The organism is Bradyrhizobium sp. 153, from assembly GCF_023073835.1.
Lineage (GTDB): Bacteria > Pseudomonadota > Alphaproteobacteria > Rhizobiales > Xanthobacteraceae > Bradyrhizobium.
Map to the genome: position 1 here is coordinate 1 of NZ_JADPKH010000112.1, position 862 is coordinate 862.

The window sequence follows — 862 nt, forward strand, 5'->3', positions numbered from 1 at the left end:
TTCAATTACCCACAAATTCTCCTCCGACCATGACACCTAGCGCTATGTCGGTGAGGCGTGACAGCCCGCGCCACATGACGGTCTTGCCGGGTGGCGGATCGCTGGCGCGGGCGAGATAACCGCCGAGCCGGGCGACTTTGATCAAATAGTGCGAGAGCGTTTTCCGTCTTGCTTTTGGTCTGTCGTTGACGAGGCGATCGAGCACGCCGATTTCAGTCGCGGTCAACGCGAGGGTTGGCGGCGCGTCTGGAGCCGAACGGTTGAGCATCGTCATCCAAAAGACCCGCCAACTCAGGATGCAAAAGAGCGAGATCAGATTGGTCAGACGCTGGGCGGTCCTGAGCTTTGACTCCTCAGCTTTGCAGCCTGATTTGAGGATCTTGTGGAACACCTCGATCTTCCATCTCAAAGCATACCATTCGAGCTTCTCAATGGCGTCGGTGCGGGAGCTAACAGGTAGATTTGTGATCAGCTTCCACTCGATTTTCTTTCTATTCTTCGGCGTCACGCGTTCTTCGGCATGGATCACCGTCAGGGTCAGCGCTGGATAGCGCTTCTGCTTTCCGATCGGCGGCAAGACGCGAAGCTTGCGATATCTGATCTCGAGAACGGCTTCATCGGGATCGCCGTTGTTGTTTCTGACGTTGAGGCGATGCCGTCCTTTGACGGCAACCTCGTCCATTTCGTCGGCGATCGTGTGATTTCCATCTCCGGCCAAACGGTTAACGCAAGTCCTAATCACGAAATGCGTTCCAGCTTCCCGGGCCGCGCAGAACAGCTCATAGATGTCGCTCTCGCGATCACCGATATGGATGCACCGCCCGGATCGCCCAGCAGCTCTGTGGATTGACGGACATTGTCC

Annotated in this window: 1 protein-coding gene; it reads right to left on the reverse strand. The window is 56.4% G+C overall.

All coding sequences use genetic code 11. The features are described 5' to 3' along the window. Nucleotide 1: 1 nt before the first annotated feature. Nucleotides 2–862 (reverse strand): IS4 family transposase (locus IVA91_RS27145; RefSeq protein ID WP_247459476.1); only part of this gene is annotated, 861 nt, incomplete at its 5' end.